The following is a 14464-nucleotide window of genomic DNA, read 5'->3' as shown; positions in this document are numbered from 1 at the left end:
GTTCTAGAGCTGCTTCTTGATTTGCTCGATTGCGTATGGGATAGACAGGGGGTTCGGCATGCTCATTGCGTTGGCGGTGTCTGTGTCTAACCAGTAGACCCCGCCACGCTTATTCACATCGAGGTCCATGAAGGTGGCGTCGTTCTTCAGAGCATCGATTGCGCCGTAGTAGTCCAATACGAAGACGTAGTCCACGTCGTTGAAGTCGGCGTAGTTCTCTGGGGACCAGTCGAGGAAGAAGCTGGATCCATCACCGTTGAACTTCTCCGGGATCTTGAACCCCAGTTTTTCGATGAAGGAGCCGCGGCCGTCGCCCGAGGTGTATACGCCGAACTTGCCGTCGTAAGGCATGCCGATTATCGCTGTTTTGCCTTGCAACTCAGGGTGCGCTTCGCGGAAATCTTGGAAAGCCTGCTCGGAGTCGGCGATGAGTTTTTCGCCTTCGGCTTCCTTGTTCAAAGCCTGGGAGATTTCCTTGATTTGTTCATCCCAAGGAACCTGCCAATCTTGGTTCTCATCCGAGTGGAAGGTGGTTGGCGCAATCTGCTCGAGCAGTGCTTCTTTGTCGGCTTCGAGACCGCTGTTCACCGCGATGATCTTTGTCGGGTTGAGCGAGGCCACCTTTTCGGCAGTGTCGGTGCTGAACTCAGTCGTCGTGTCTCGGATCGGGTTCGGGTCGACTGTGAGCTTGTCCTTGGCCCACGGTCCAAGCCCGGAAGGGTCCCCCGAACCTTCCTGTTGCCAGGTGGCGTAACCGACCGGTTGTTCACCGAGTGCAAGGACCGTATCGACGTCGCCGAGGCCCATTGTCACAATTCGCTCCCCTGAACCGTTGGAATCGGGGTTTTCGGGAGCGGCTGTTGGATCACTTGATCCGCCGGAGCAGCCGGCAAGCATGAGTGCCGCGGCGAAAGTGGCTGCGATCCCTTTCAGTGCGCGAGAGGTAAAGAGTGCCAAGGTTGCACCTTTCGTAGGTGGTCAAAGAGTTTCTAGATAGGTCTGCCCGACCTCATGTGATCACACTAAGGCATGCCTTACCTTAGTGGCAATCTTCATTGTGATGCGCGGGACCGCGTCGACGTACGTTGAGATGAAGGATCAGCTTCGGCGACACCTGCTGCCGCCCGCGGTGCCCCGTACACTGGCCCACCGTGGGAACTTTCATAGCACTTATCGGCCTGCTGCTGGCCACCGTCCTTGTCGCCGCGGTAGGTGAGCGCACCGGCCTGCCGTGGCCGGCTCTTCTGACCGTGGTGGTCGCGCCGGTGATTTTCATCCCGGGCATCGACACGGTGTCCATCGATCCGCACCTGATCCTGCCGATCTTCCTGCCGCCGCTGCTGTGGTCGCTGGCCCGGCGTACGAGCTGGGGCCAGATCGGTTCGCAGCTCAACGTGGTGCTGACCATGTCGATCATCCTGGTCTTCCTCACCATTGCGGCGTTGACGGCCACGGCGATGTGGATGCTGCCGGGGCTGAGCTTGGCTGCGGCGATGGTGCTCGCTGCCGCGATTGCCCCGCCGGACCCGGTGGCGGTGGACGCGGTGGCGGGACCGGCCGGCATTCCGAAGCGCATCACCGGCACGCTGCAGACGGAGGGGCTGTTCAACGACGCCGCCTCCATCGTCACCTTCAACGTCGCCATGGCGGCCGCGGTCTCGCACGGCGAGGTCGACTTCGGCAAGGGCGCGCTGCAGTTCTTCTACGCCGCCATCGCCGCGGTGCTGATCGGCCTGGTCGTGGGCAGGTTGGCCGCGATCTTCGCCAACTCCGTGCCCGATTCCGTGATCCGCACCGCCTTTACCTGGGTGCTCCCGTTCGCCATCTACGCAGGCTGCGAGGCCATTCACGCCTCCGGCGTCATCGCGATCGTCATCGCCGCGGTGGAGATGTCCTCGCGCTCGACCATGACCGCCGAGGACCGCCTCACCGGCCACTCCTTCTGGGAGACGGTGGAGCTGCTGTTCACCGGCGTGGCGTTCGGCCTGATCGGCATGAGCGTGCGCGATGCCATGGACACCGCCGGCACGCACATTTGGCAGGCGGTGCAGGTCGGCGTGGTCCTGTCCGTCGTAGCGTTCGCGGTTCGTTTCGTGTGGATGTGGGTGCTGTACAAGATCAACCAGAAAAAGCACCACACCAACGTTTCTCCGCTACGCCTGCAGGAGGTTCTGCTCATGGCGTGGGCGGGCATGCGTGGGCTGGTCACGCTGGCGCTGGTGCTGGCGATCCCGGCGTCGGCGACGGGCTACCACCACGAACTCTCTGTCATCGCGTTGACTGTGCTCACCTGCACGATGGTGGTGCCGGGGCTGTTGCTGCCGTGGCTCGTCGATAAGCTTGACCTGCAAAATGGCCCTGCCGGCGACAAGGCCCTCGAGGAGCTGAACCAGCGCGCCTTCGACGCGGCGCGCAAGGCGGTCCGCGAGCACGGCGAGGAGTACGCGCCGGAGGCGTACGCGATGATGCAGGAGCGCCTCGACTCGATCGCGGAGAAGCGCCTGCAGGACCCCGAGGGCTCGGAGGAGCGCAAGGCTGCCTTCGACCGTGCTCGCGCGGGCGCTGCGCAGCTGCAGGAGGTCGCGCTGCGTGCTGCCAGCCGCGAGCTGCAGCAGGCGCGCCGCGAGCGAAAGTACAACCCTGCGGATGTGGATGCGGTGCTCGCGGACCTGGATCGCCTCATCCTCGCACGCGACCGCAAGGCCCTCACCGCGCCGAGCTCGATGTGGGAGAAGTAAGGGGCTTTTGCCTATCGACGAGCCTCCGGCCCGCCCCTGAAATTCCCAAATGCCAAGTAAACCGCTTTCAAAACGCAAAGCAGAACCATTTCGAAATGCAAAGTGAAACCGTTTCGAAATGCAAAATGGGCAGCTAGATAGCTATGATTTCGGCATGTCTGATTTCTACATTCCTCGTCTTGCGGATGAGCAGCTCGAAAGTGCACTCCGCCGCCAAGGGGGCGTCCTTATTCAGGGACCAAAGGGCTGCGGAAAAACAGAAACCGCGAGCCGTCACGCAGGCAGTGTACTGAATGTCGAAACAGACCCTACGGTTCCGCTTGCTATGTCGACAGACCCGAGACTGCTCTTGGAGGGGGCGTCGCCGAGGTTGGTGGATGAGTGGCAATTGCAGCCACGTCTGTGGGATTTTGCCCGCCACGAGATCGATAGGCGGAAGGCGAAAGGCCAGTTCATCTTCACTGGTTCGACTGCTCCAAGCGTAGACGCGACCCGACACTCTGGCGCAGGCCGGTTTGCCCGGCTCACCATGTCCACAATGACACTGTGGGAGTCGGGGGAGTCCGATGGATCCGTCTCACTTCGAGACATCGCGAGTGGTGGGGATCCGAAATTTGCGACCCCAGACCTGACCCTCTCTGGACTCGCTGAGCGGATGTGTCGCGGAGGGCTTCCCTACAACGCTGATCTCTCGCTAGAAGACGCGATGCAGAACGTCCGCGACTATGTGCAAACCGTCGCGGATGTGGATATTCATACAGTGGGAACGGTGGTGCGGGATTCGGAGCGGGTCCGTCGCATCGTGCAGTCCATAGCACGCGCGGTTGCGACAGAAGTCGAAATGCAAACCATCGCCAGCGACGCGGATGTCACCAGAGAAACCGCGCGCGACTACCTCGATGCGTTGACGCGCATTTTCATCGCTGTGGACCAGCCTGCGTGGGCGACGCATTTGCGTTCCAAAGCTACGTTGCGGAAATCCCCCAAACGTCACCTTGCAGATCCAGCATTCGCAATGGCTGCCCTCGAACGAGGCCCCCACCATCTCATGCAGGACCCGCGCTATTTCGGGCAGCTCTTCGAGTCACTCGTAGTGCACGAGCTTCGCGCTCTAACTGGGAAAACGGTCTATCACGCGCGACTGAATACGAAGTTAGAGGTGGATGCGGTAGTCAATTTCGAAGGGGTGGACATTCTGGTGGAGGTCAAACTCGGATACACGCCGGAGGTTCTGGACCAGGCAGCGGACACGCTCGCACGGTTTGACGAGCAACTTGAGCAAGACACCGTGAAATTGGTCATCACCTCCGGCGGGCCCGCGCACCGCCGTGCTGACGGCGTTGTGGTGGTGCCCATAGGCGCACTCGGCCCCTAGCGCCCGCCCGGAGCCCCGTCGCCGAACTCGCGGCGGAAGTTGCCGTCCCAGTCATAGTCCGCGCCCGGGTCCTGGACCCCGTAGTTCCCCTGTTCGAGCGCATCCGGCTGCTGGTTGCTGCTGCCCTGGATTCCCATGAGGATAAACACCGCGCCCGCAACGGCGCCGGCGACGCCGATGAACACGGCGGTCGAGCCGGACAGGAACGCAAAAGACAGCACGGCCACCACGATGCAGGCTGCGCCGATGGCGTAGTTGCGCGCCGGCGAGCCGGAGCCGGCGCGTCGCTGATCTGCGGGGTCGTGGGGGAGGCCGTCTGCGTCGTATCCCTGGAACTGCATGGCCCGCAGCCTACCGGGAAAGGAACGCGCGGATCGCGACCGTGACCTCGTCGGGGACTTCCACGGTGGGGACGTGCCCACCCGCGGTGAGCGTGAGTGTCTCGGCGGGGCCTGAAACACCGTCGGCGATGGCGTGCACGACCTCGGGCGGAGTGGAGGTGTCCTCGGGCCCGGCGATGGTGAGCACTGGCGCGGTGATCTGGGCGAGATCGGTGGCGAAATCCCAGGCTGCCAGGGCTTCTGCGCAGGTGGCGTAGCCCTCGCCGGTGGTGGAGGCGATCATGCGGGCCAGTGCGTCGGCAGTCGCGGGGTGCGACTGTCTGAACTGCTCAGTAACCCAGAGCTGCACCGCGCCGTCGACGCGCGGGGCCACGCCGTGGGTGCGGGTTTGCTTCACGCGCGGGGCCCACACGGGTGCGCCGCCGAGGTTCGCGCCGGTGCACATGAACACCGCCTTGTTCACCCTGCCGCTGTGCGCCGCGAGCCACTGCGCGATCGCGCCGCCGAGCGACAGCCCGACGACGGAAAACTCGTCCACACCCAGCGAGTCCAACGTCTCGAGGACGGAGGAGGCGAGGGAGGGGATCGTCGATAGGCAAGGTGCGTCTGGTGTTTTACCGTGGCCGGGGTGGTCGAGCGCGATGACGCGGAAGGTGTCCGACAGCGCGTCGAGCTGCGGCAGCCACATGTCGGTGGTGGAGGCGATGGAGCCGGAAAACACGACTGGGTGCCCGTCGCGCGGGCCGAAGTCTTTGTGCGCGAGCAAAGTCATGGCCCCACTGTGCCTCAACACCGCACCGAACCGCGAGCCACACCAAGGAATCACCTTTGGAGCGATTACGCTTGGCTCCAACTGCCCACAACAGAAAGTGAGAGCTGTGGAGACGAGCAAGACCCTCGCCGTGGACACGCTGCAGCGCGTCCTCATGCCGAAGAAGGGCGAGCCGCACGACGTGCGCATGCTGTACCTGATCGAGCAGGAGCACAACAAGCAGCGTCTGCGCTGGTCCGACCGCACGAGCTTCGAGGTCCCCGCGGGCAACGAGGTCAGCTTCGAGACGTACTTCAACGCGTTCCCGGCGAGCTACTGGCGCCGCTGGTCGCAGCTGGACTCCGTGGTCCTGGCCATGGAGGTCGAGGGCCGCGCGACCATCTCCGTCTACCGGTCCAAGCACGACGGCACGCGCGTGAGCGTCACCAACGTCGAGGCAACCGGGCGCACCGAGATCCCGCTGCGCTTGAGCAACTTCGAGGACGGCGGCTGGCTGTGGTTCGACATCACCGCCGAGGACGACACGCGCATCTCAGGCGCCGCCTGGTGCTCCCCGCAGGAGCCCAAGGAGCAGGTGCTTGACGACGGCACCGTGGTCCCGCCCCAGCCCAAGCAGGTGGCCGTGGGCATTCCCACGTTCAACCGCCCCCGCGACGCCGTCAACGCGCTGCACGCGCTGGCGGAGGACCCGTACGTGGAAGCCTGCATCAGCAACGTGCTCATGCCGGACCAGGGAAACCAGCACCCGGCGGAGGAGCCTGACTTCGCCGAGGCCGAGAAGAACCTAAACGGCAAGCTGGAGATTTTCCAGCAGGGCAACCTGGGCGGCTCCGGCGGCTACTCCCGCATCATGTACGAGGCGCTGAACCGCACCGACGCGCCGTTCATCCTGTACATGGACGACGACATCGCCATCGAGCCGGACTCCATCGTCCGCGCTGTGCAGGCCGCGCGCTACGCAGCACAGCCGATCCTGGTGGGCGGGCAGATGCTCAACCTGCAGGACCGCAGCCAGCTGCGCACCACGGGTGAGACGGTGGATCCGGAGATCTTCATGTTCTCCGCCGCCAAGCACGCCGTCTACGACCACGACTTTGCCAAGTACCCGCTGGGGTACGTGGGCACGGACGAAGAGGACCTGGATCCGAAAAAGACCACCTCGCGCCCGCTGCACCGCCGCATCGACGTGGACTACAACGGCTGGTGGATGAACCTCTTCCCGCGCGTTGTGGCGGAGAAGATGGGCCTGCCGCTGCCGCTGTTTATCAAGTGGGACGACAATGAGTACGCGCTGCGCGCCAAGGAAGCGGGCTTCCCGACGGTCACCTGGCCCGGCGTGGCCATCTGGCACATGGCGTGGGCGGACAAGGACGACGCGATTGACTGGCAGGCGTATTTCCACATGCGCAACCGCCTCATCGTGGCCAGCATCTACGGCCCGGACAACCCGGAGGCGATGCTGAAGAACATGCAGAAATCCACCGCGAAGCACTACTTCTGCATGGAGTACTCCACCATCGCCATCCAGAACGAAGCGATGCGCGACTTCCTCGCCGGCCCGGACCAGCTCTTCGACATCCTCGAATCCTCGCTGCCGCGGATTCAGGGCATCCGCAAGGAGTACTCGGACGCGCAGGTGCTGCCGTCCGCGACCGACCTGCCCGCGCCCACCGGCGCGCCGGGCGTGCCCACCAACAAGATCGGCGGGCGCCTGGCCAAGGTGAAGAAGATCCCGTGGGCCGTCAAGGCGCTGATGCACCTGCGCAAGGACGAAGACCGCGCGCACTGGGACGCGCCGCAGCTCAACCTCACCGCGGAGGAGGCGCGCTGGTACACGCTTGCCCGGGTGGACTCTGCGACGGTGTCCACCGCCGGCGGCACCGGCGTGGCCTTCCGCAAGCGCGACAAGAAGCTTGCCGACGATCTGATGCGCGAGCAGAAGGAACTGCGCGCCCAGATCAAGGAGCGTTGGCCGGAGTTGAAGAAGCATTACCGCGACGCGCGCGGCGAGCTGACCAGCCACGCGAACTGGGGGAAGATCTTCGATGCGCAATAAAGAGGTAGACCTGCTCGTCGCCATCCAGGACGCGCTGTACACCCCAGAAACCGCGAGGGCCGCCCGCGGCTTGAGCTACTTCGGCGAGCACGACCTCGGTTGGCTGGCGGTGGCGGGGGTTGGCGGAGCCGTCGATAAGCAAAATCGCTCCAAATGGCTCGCGCTCGGCGCTGGCACCTTCGCCGCGCACGCCGCGACTGTGGTGCTCAAGCGCATCGTGCGACGTCCGCGGCCGAACGACCCGCGCGTGAAAATCGGCGTGAAAACGCCCTCGCAGCTGTCGTTCCCCTCCTCGCACGCTGCGAACACCGGCGCCGCCGCCGCGCACCTGGCGGACATCACCGGAAGGAAGTGGCCGTGGCTGCTCGTGCCGGTGATGATGCTGTCGCGTAACGTGCTCGGCGTGCATTACCCAACCGACACCCTCGCCGGTGCCGCCCTGGGCGCGGCGACGGCGAAGGTGGCAATCGAGGCTGAGAAGAGGATCTAGTGGCAAACACCCGTGAACCCGTGGACGAGCCCCTGATCAAGTCGGAGCCGCACACCTCCGGCGTTGACCAGGTGATGAAGAAGACGCCGCCGAAGAACCTCCCGGACGCGATGATCAAGGGCCTGCGGCCCAAGCAGTGGGTGAAAAACGTCCTCGTGCTGGCCGCGCCCCTCGCCGCCGGCACGGACGCCTTCAACTCCCGCACCGCCGTGGACATCCTCCTGGCGTTTGTGGTGTTCTGCTTCGGCGCGTCCTCGATCTACCTGATCAACGACGCGCGCGACGTCGAATCCGACCGCCGCCACCCCACCAAGCGCTTCCGCCCGATCGCCTCGGGCATGCTGCCGATCAACCTGGCGTACGGCATGGCGGCGGTGCTCATTGCGCTCGCGCTCGGACTGTCGCTTCTGGCTACCGACGGCACGTCTTTGGCCTGGGTCATCGGCATCTACATCGCGCTGCAGCTGGGCTACTGCTTCGGCTGGAAGCACATCCCGGTGATCGACATCGCCCTGGTGTCCTCCGGTTTCATGCTGCGCACCATGGCCGGCGGCGTGGCCGCGGGCATCGACCTGTCCCAGTGGTTCCTGCTGGTGGCGGCGTTCGGTTCCTTGTTCATGGCGTCCGGCAAGCGATACGCCGAGCTTCTGCTGGTGAAAGAAACCGGCGCGGAGATCCGCCGCTCGCTGCAGGGCTACACCGAGACCTACCTGCGGTTCGTGTGGACGCTGTCCGCCACCGCCGTGGTCATGTCGTACGCGCTGTGGGGCTTCCAGCTGTCCAACTCCGTCGAGGGCACCGCCGCCATCTGGTACCAGGTGTCCATGGTGCCGTTTGTCATCGCGATCCTGCGCTACGCCTCCGTAGTCGACGGCGGGCAGGGCGGCGCGCCCGACGAGATCGCCCTGGAGGACCGCGTCCTGCAGCTGCTCGCCGCGGCGTGGCTGTTCTGCATCGCGATGGCCGTCTACGTTGTGCCGAACTTAGGCTGGTAGGACTTAACCCACTAACATCGTCGCAATGACAAAGAACGCCCGCCTCTCCGCGCTCGCCGCAGCCGTAGTCGCGGGCATCTTCGCGTTCTGGGGCGGATGGACCCGCCGCTGGATGTCCGACGACGGCCTGATCGTCCTGCGCACCGTGCGCAACCTGCTGGCCGGCAACGGGCCCGTGTTCAACGCCGGCGAGCGCGTCGAAGCCAACACCTCCACGCTGTGGCAGTACCTGATTACCGCGTTTGGCTGGCTCACCGGAGCCCGGCTCGAGGACGTGGCCATGTGGCTCGCGCTGATCTGCACCGTGACGGCGGCCGCGCTGGCCACCTTCGCCGCGGGCCGGTTCTGGGGCAAGGTGGGCCCCGTTGTGCCCCTGGGCATCGTGATCTACCTGGCGCTGCCGCCGGCGCGCGACTTCGCCACCTCCGGGCTGGAGTGGGGCCTGTCGCTGCTGTGGATCGCCGGGTGGTGGGCCGCGCTGGTCGCCTGGGCCGCCCCGCTGCGCCGCCGCGCGCCCGAGGTCGGCTACTTCCTCGCCTTCTGGTGCGGCATGTCCTGGCTCGTGCGCCCCGAGCTCGCGCTCTACGGCGGCGTGACCGGCATCCTGCTCATCGCGTGCAACCCCCGCAAGACCCCAGGCATCCTCGCCGCGGCGCTGCCCGTGCCAGCCGCTTACCAAATCTTCCGCATGGGCTACTACGGCCTACTTACACCGCACACCGCCGTGGCCAAGTCCGCCTCCGGCGCCGAGTGGGCGCGCGGGTTCGAGTACTTCGCAGACTTCGTGGGCTACTACTGGCTCTGGCTGCCCGTGCTGGCCGCCGCCGCGTTGGTGGGGTGGATGATGCGGGGGACCGGAGGACGTCGATTAGCAATTGTTTTGCTTGTCACCGGCTGCGCGCTCGCCCACATCCTCTACGTGCTGCGCGTCGGCGGCGACTTCATGCACGGGCGCATGTGGCTGTTGCCGCTGTTCGCGCTGCTGCTGCCCGCGATGGCCGTGCCGATTACGCGCGTCAGCATTGCTTTGGCGACCGCCGTGGCCGTGTGGGCGGGTGTGACCATCGTGCGCGCCCACCCCATCGACTGGGAGGCGTACCAGACCGGCGAAAAGGAACTCGGCATCGTGGATGAGCGCGAATTCTGGACGCTCGCCGTCGGCCGCGAACTGACCGACCCGCCGCGCTACGCCGAAGACTTCCTCGGCTCCAAGCTCATGCAGAACTGGGAAGATGCGCTGGACAAGGGCATCGACGCAAACGCCGCGCAGCTGAACCTCGCCTACGTCTCCGCCGAGCCGGAGATCTACAGCTGGTACTACCGCGACCGCGAAGAGGATGCCTCGGATCTGAGCAATCTGCCGCTGACCGCGTACCTGATTAACCTGGGCATGACCAGCATGAACGCGCCCTTGGACGTGCGCATCCTGGACACCGTAGGCCTAGCAACCCCCATCGCCGCGCGCATGCCGCGCGACCCGAAAGGCCGCGTCGGCCACGACAAGTTCCTCGACCCCGCCTGGCAGGCCGCCGACACCGACACCTACCTGGACGGGCTGCCGCCGTTCATCAGCTCCATGCGCGCAAAGCAGGCGCGTGCCGCACTGCGCAGCCCCGAAATCTCCGAACTTTTGGCCACCTCGCGCGAACCCATGAGCTGGGAGCGGTTCTGGAAAAACGTGCGCTATTCGCTTGGAGACGGCCGCACGCTGCAGCTTTCCAGCGACCCCGGCCTCTACATCGACGCCGAGACCCGCCGGGCGATCCGCCACGGGGCCAACCCCGGGATGGACGGCGCGCAGATCGCCTGGCCGGTGCAGGCGCACGCTGGGGAATAGCGGCTCACGTTTCGAATTGGTAACGTGAACGTGTCTTTTGCCTGAAAACACGTTTTGAGGGGATCTATGAACTCCAAAAATTCTGTGCGCCGCAAGCTCACCGCGCTGCTCATGGCCCTGGTTACCGGCCTGGCAGCGGTGATTGGCGCCCCGCAGGCGTCGGCGGCGCACCGTGACTGGCTGCGACCCGACTCCACCGGCCACTGCGAGTGGGACCGCGTCGGGTTCTGGGTGCAGCGCTGCACGGTGTGGTCCCCCGCGATGAACCGCCACATCCCCGTTCAGATCCAGCCCGCGCAGCGCGCCGGCAACGCTGGCCTGTACATGCTCGACGGCCTGCGCGCCACCGAGATCACCAACGCCTGGGTCAACGACGTCAACGCGGCCCAGATGTTCAAGGACAACAACATCACCTTGGTGATGCCCGTCGGCGGCCAGTCCTCCTTCTACACCGACTGGAACGCCCCGGCGACCTACGACTTCAACCACCCGGTGACCTACAAGTGGGACACCTTCCTGACCAAGGAGCTGCCGCCCTACCTGCAGCAGCACTTCGGTGTCTCGCCGACGAACAACTCCATCCTCGGTCTGTCCATGGGCGGCACCGCCGCGATCAACCTCGCCGCGCTGCACCCGAACCAGTTCCGCCAGGTGCTGTCCTTCTCGGGCTACCTCACCACCACGGTGCCGGGCGGCCAGACCGCACTGCGAGCCGCGCTTCTCGACGGCGGCATGTACAACGTCAACGCCATGTGGGGGTCCTCGCTGAACCCGCGCCGCTTTGAAAACGACCCGTTCTTGAACATGGGCAACCTCCGCGGCCGCGACGTGTACGTCTCCGCCGGTTCCGGCGTGCCGGGCCCGGCAGACCAGAAGTACCTGCCACAGCACCGAGCCGCCGGCATCGCGCTGGAAAACATCGCGAACGCTACCACCCGCGCGTGGTCCGCGAAAGCCACTGCGACCGGCGTGCAGCACACCGCCGTGTTCACCCCGACCGGCCTGCACAACTGGGACCAGTTCGGCGGCCAGCTCGCGGCTACCAAGCCGCGCATCCTGAACGTGATGAACGCCTGGTAGGGGGTTCTAGCCCCGACCGGGCATATCCTGCCGAAACCGGCTACCTACAAACGGTTACCAGCTGTTTTTCCAGCACATAACCGGATGTAGGTAGCCGGTTTTAGCCTTTTCGGGGCAAATGGTGAACCGCAGATGGTGAAGATCTGCGTGGATCGGGGGCTGGATCGGGCCCCGGGCCCGGGCTGGGGGCAAGCGCGGCGGCGAGGGGCGGGGCTCGTCGTAACGCATCGCGTGTCGCACACGACTAAACCTTCAAGTGAAACTTAAGCTTTTGGTCGATACTCTTGTGACACCAGTAGCCAGACGAGGTAGGAGACTCATGCGAGACAACCGAACCACCCCCACGCGGATCGCCGCCGCGCTGCTGCCCGCCGCTCTTGCGCTTTCGCTGGCACCCGCAGTTGCCACCGCGCCCGCCGCCAGCGCGCAGCCGGCACTGCCGAGTGACCTGTCCTCGCAGCTGTCCTCCAACCGCGGCATCTCCGACGGCCTGCGCCCGCACGACCCGCCGAAGCGCACCCCGATCGAGGTGGAGACCAGCCCGCAGATCCCGGGCCTGCCGGACGGCGTGAAGGTGGACCGCATCGAGTGGATCACCAACCGTCGCGTGGCGGTGTTCATCAACTCCCCGTCCATGCCGGACCACCCGATCCAGGTGCAGATCCTGCTGGCGCGCGACTGGCACTCCAACCCGACCGCGAAGTTCCCCGAGGTGTGGGCACTCGACGGCCTGCGCGCGCGTGACGACGAAAACGGCTGGACCATCGAGACGAACATTGAGCAGTTCTACGCCGACAAGAACGTCAACGTCATCCTACCGGTCGGCGGCGAGTCCTCCTTCTATTCCGACTGGCAGCGCGAGAACAACGGCAAGCACTACAAGTGGGAGACGTTCCTGACCAAGGAGCTCATCCCGGTGCTGAACAACGAGTTCCGCTCCAACGGATCCCGTGCCGTGGTGGGCCTGTCCATGGGCGGCACCGCCGCGGTCAACCTGGCTGAGCGTAATCCGAACCTGTTCAAGTTCGTCGGCTCCTTCTCCGGCTACCTCGACACCACCACCACCGGCATGCCCACCGCGATCAAGGCGGCGCAGATGGACGCCGGCGGCTACAACGCCGAGGCGATGTGGGGCCCGCTGGGCTCGCAGGACTGGATCGACCACGACCCGAAGCTGGGCATCGAGAACCTGAAGGACATGACGGTCTACGTCTCCGCAGGCTCGGGCCGCGACGACTTCGGCAACCCGGAGTCTGTGGCCAAGGGCCAGGCGAACCCGGCCGGTATTGGCCTGGAGGTGCTGTCCCGCCTGTCCACCCAGACGTTCGTGGACTACGCCTCCCGCACCCCGGTCAAGCCGATCGTGCGCTTCCGCCCGTCGGGCGTGCACTCTTGGGAGTACTGGCAGTTCGAGATGGCGCAGGCCTGGCCGTACATGGCCAACGCGCTGGAGGTGCCGGAGGCGGACCGCGGCTCCAAGTGCACCCCGGTCGGCGCGATCGCGGAGGCCACCAAGTCCGGCACGATCGGCTCCTGCGTCAACGACGAGTACGACGCGGGCAAGGACACCAAGGGCAAGGCCCAGGACTTCCGCGGCGGCACCGCCTTCTGGTCCCCGGACACCGGCGCGCACGCGCTGTTCGGCGCGATCCTTGCCAAGTACAACGCGCTCGGCGGCCCGGCGGGCTGGCTGGGCTTCCCGGTCACGGGTGAGACGCCGGCGCCTGACGGCGTGGGCCGCTTCGTGCACTTCCAGCACGGCTCCGTCTACTGGACCCCGCAGACCGGCGCGTACGCCATCCCGGGCGACATGTTCGCCGCGTGGGGTGAGAACGGCTACGAGGGCGGCGACCTGAAGTACCCGGTGGCCGAGGCGAACCAGGTGGGCCAGGGCTACGTGCAGAAGTTCCAGGGCGGCTTCCTCACCCGCAACCCGGACGGCAAGCACTTCATCGTCCACGGTGCGATCGCGGAGAAGTACGGCGAGATCGGCACCGCAACCTCTGAGCTGGGGTACCCGACCGGCAACGAAATCGCGGTCAAGGGCGGCTTCTTCCAGCCGTTCGAGCACGGCAACATCTACTGGTCCGCGGCCACGGGCGCGCACACCATCCTCACCGGCGACATCTTCGACGAGTGGGGCAGGCGCGGCTACGAGCAGGGCGAGCTGGGCTGGCCGGTCAAAGACATGGAGAAGATCCCGGCCGGCGGCCTGACCATCGACTTCCAGCGCGGCACGATCGAGCAGGTCAACGGCAACGTCAACGTGAGGAAGAAGTAGTGCGCAAGGTTGCATTCTGCTTTGCGACGGCCGCTGCCGCCGTCGCCCTGGCCGCCTGCGGAGGCGCCACTGTGGACTCCGACGACGTGACGGAGACCCCGACGGTGGCCAGCGAGACCACTGAGGCGGAAACTGAATCCGAGACGGAAACTGCGTCATCGTCGGTGGCGCCGTCGTCGTCGGCAGTTGTGCCGTCGCAAGGCAAACGCGCCGACGACCAACCGGCCCGCGAGGTGACCGACGTGCCCGAGCAGGCCAGCGCATTCTCCCCGCAGGAGGAGGCCTACCTGGCCACCCTAAGGGAAAGCGGAGTCAACGTCGACGGGATTGAAGACCAGCTCACAGCCACCGGGGCTACCGTATGCGCGGACGACCTGATCACCCGCGACGCGGTGGCAGGCCAGCTTGTGGAGCAGCGCCGCACCGACATGGATGCGGCGGGCGTGGCGGCGCTGATCAGCGACACCGCACGCGCCAACCTCTGCTCCTAGCAGTACAG

12 protein-coding genes are annotated in these 14464 nt (G+C 65.5%); 9 read left to right on the top strand and 3 right to left on the bottom strand.

Annotation, left to right across the window (positions count from 1 at the left end; genetic code table 11):
- Positions 1–3: 3 nt before the first annotated feature.
- Positions 4–957, bottom strand: coding sequence for an iron-siderophore ABC transporter substrate-binding protein (locus O5O53_RS09275; protein ID WP_269511593.1), 954 nt, complete (start codon positions 955–957; stop codon positions 4–6).
- A gap of 194 nt (positions 958–1151) precedes the next feature.
- Between O5O53_RS09275 and O5O53_RS09270 the strand changes: the two genes are divergently transcribed.
- Together O5O53_RS09270 and O5O53_RS09265 are read left to right on the top strand one after the other, a co-directional pair.
- Positions 1152–2738, top strand: coding sequence for a cation:proton antiporter (locus O5O53_RS09270; RefSeq protein ID WP_269511590.1), 1587 nt, complete (start codon positions 1152–1154; stop codon positions 2736–2738).
- A gap of 154 nt (positions 2739–2892) precedes the next feature.
- On the top strand, positions 2893–4113 hold the full coding sequence (locus tag O5O53_RS09265; RefSeq protein ID WP_269511588.1) for an ATP-binding protein: 1221 nt from the start codon (positions 2893–2895) through the stop codon (positions 4111–4113).
- On the opposite strand, the gene O5O53_RS09260 is transcribed toward O5O53_RS09265, so the two are convergent.
- Both O5O53_RS09260 and O5O53_RS09255 read right to left on the bottom strand, forming a co-directional pair.
- Positions 4110–4454 carry a hypothetical protein gene (locus O5O53_RS09260; RefSeq protein WP_269511586.1) on the bottom strand — a complete coding sequence of 115 codons (345 nt, stop codon included), beginning with the start codon at positions 4452–4454 and terminating at the stop codon, positions 4110–4112. The two genes, O5O53_RS09265 and O5O53_RS09260, sit on opposite strands and share 4 nt — an antisense overlap.
- Before the next feature lie 10 nt (positions 4455–4464).
- Positions 4465–5226, bottom strand: coding sequence for an alpha/beta fold hydrolase (locus O5O53_RS09255; RefSeq protein WP_269511584.1), 762 nt, complete (start codon positions 5224–5226; stop codon positions 4465–4467).
- A 106-nt stretch (positions 5227–5332) separates the two neighbouring features.
- Between O5O53_RS09255 and O5O53_RS09250 the strand changes: the two genes are divergently transcribed.
- The 7 genes from O5O53_RS09250 to O5O53_RS09220 all read left to right on the top strand — a co-directional run bounded on the left by O5O53_RS09250 (position 5333) and on the right by O5O53_RS09220 (position 14456).
- Positions 5333–7282 (top strand): glycosyltransferase, encoded by a 1950-nt coding sequence (locus O5O53_RS09250; RefSeq protein ID WP_269511582.1) that lies wholly within the window; start codon positions 5333–5335, stop codon positions 7280–7282.
- Positions 7272–7772, top strand: a complete 501-nt coding sequence (locus tag O5O53_RS09245; protein ID WP_269511580.1) for a phosphatase PAP2 family protein — start codon at positions 7272–7274, stop codon at positions 7770–7772. Before O5O53_RS09250 ends, O5O53_RS09245 begins: the two co-directional genes overlap by 11 nt.
- On the top strand, positions 7772–8767 hold the full coding sequence (locus tag O5O53_RS09240; protein WP_181889224.1) for a decaprenyl-phosphate phosphoribosyltransferase: 996 nt from the start codon (positions 7772–7774) through the stop codon (positions 8765–8767). The genes O5O53_RS09245 and O5O53_RS09240 overlap by 1 nt, the downstream gene beginning before the upstream one ends.
- Positions 8768–8792: 25 nt before the next feature.
- The gene (locus tag O5O53_RS09235; protein ID WP_269511578.1) at positions 8793–10604 is read left to right on the top strand and encodes an arabinofuranosyltransferase AftB family protein; all 1812 of its coding nucleotides are present in this window, start codon (positions 8793–8795) and stop codon (positions 10602–10604) included.
- 66 nt (positions 10605–10670) lie between these two features.
- Positions 10671–11684, top strand: coding sequence for an alpha/beta hydrolase (locus O5O53_RS09230; RefSeq protein WP_269511575.1), 1014 nt, complete (start codon positions 10671–10673; stop codon positions 11682–11684).
- A 319-nt stretch (positions 11685–12003) separates the two neighbouring features.
- Complete coding sequence (locus O5O53_RS09225; protein ID WP_269511573.1) at positions 12004–13965, top strand: alpha/beta hydrolase-fold protein; 1962 nt, start codon at positions 12004–12006, stop codon at positions 13963–13965.
- Positions 13965–14456 carry a DUF732 domain-containing protein gene (locus O5O53_RS09220; RefSeq protein ID WP_181889219.1) on the top strand — a complete coding sequence of 164 codons (492 nt, stop codon included), beginning with the start codon at positions 13965–13967 and terminating at the stop codon, positions 14454–14456. Before O5O53_RS09225 ends, O5O53_RS09220 begins: the two co-directional genes overlap by 1 nt.
- Positions 14457–14464 lie beyond the last annotated feature (8 nt).

This window comes from Corynebacterium faecium (genome assembly GCF_027257105.1).
Taxonomy (GTDB): domain Bacteria; phylum Actinomycetota; class Actinomycetes; order Mycobacteriales; family Mycobacteriaceae; genus Corynebacterium; species Corynebacterium lehmanniae.
Note: the sequence above shows the minus strand (reverse complement) of the source record. Positions and strands in the feature narration are given on the sequence as shown.

Bases quoted from the DNA above. Each gene is read 5' to 3' on its own strand.
- O5O53_RS09265 (WP_269511588.1), top strand. From the start codon at position 2,893: ATGTCTGATTTCTACATTCCTCGTCTTGCGGATGAGCAGCTCGAAAGT.
- O5O53_RS09260 (WP_269511586.1), bottom strand. From the start codon at position 4,454: ATGCAGTTCCAGGGATACGACGCAGACGGCCTCCCCCACGACCCCGCA.
- O5O53_RS09255 (WP_269511584.1), bottom strand. From the start codon at position 5,226: ATGACTTTGCTCGCGCACAAAGACTTCGGCCCGCGCGACGGGCACCCA.
- O5O53_RS09245 (WP_269511580.1), top strand. From the start codon at position 7,272: ATGCGCAATAAAGAGGTAGACCTGCTCGTCGCCATCCAGGACGCGCTG.
- O5O53_RS09235 (WP_269511578.1), top strand. From the start codon at position 8,793: ATGACAAAGAACGCCCGCCTCTCCGCGCTCGCCGCAGCCGTAGTCGCG.
- O5O53_RS09230 (WP_269511575.1), top strand. From the start codon at position 10,671: ATGAACTCCAAAAATTCTGTGCGCCGCAAGCTCACCGCGCTGCTCATG.
- O5O53_RS09225 (WP_269511573.1), top strand. From the start codon at position 12,004: ATGCGAGACAACCGAACCACCCCCACGCGGATCGCCGCCGCGCTGCTG.